Source organism: Streptomyces sp. A01 (assembly GCF_059026195.1).
Genome location: NZ_JBWLKN010000137.1, coordinates 1 through 374 on the forward strand (window position 1 = coordinate 1; position 374 = coordinate 374).

General features: G+C 65.5%; 1 protein-coding gene. It reads left to right on the plus strand.

All coding sequences use genetic code 11. The annotated features are described in order from the left end of the window. Window positions 1-374, plus strand: a 374-nt coding sequence (locus AC5P1B_RS35895) for an acyl carrier protein (RefSeq protein WP_493892228.1), incomplete at both ends; no start/stop codon positions are given.

Consider the following 374-nt stretch of genomic DNA (forward strand, 5'->3'; position numbering starts at 1 on the left):
GCCTCGGACACACCACCCCCCACACCATCCAACCCGACCACGCCTTCACCGACCTCGGCTTCGACTCCCTCACCGCCATCGAACTGCGCAACCGGCTCACCGCAGCAACAGGGCTCCAATTGCCCACGTCCTTGATCTTTGACTATCCGACTCCCGCTGCTCTGGCTGCTTTTCTCACTACTGAGCTTCTCCATGTTCAGAGCAGTTCGGCTTCCCCACTGGCCGTGCCTGCGCCTATGCCGGATGAACCGATTGCGGTGGTGGGGATGGCGTGCCGCTATCCGGGTGGCGTGTCCTCGCCCGAGGCCCTGTGGGACCTGGTCGCCACGGGCACCGACGCCGTCTCCCCCTTCCCGACCAACCGCGGCTGGGAC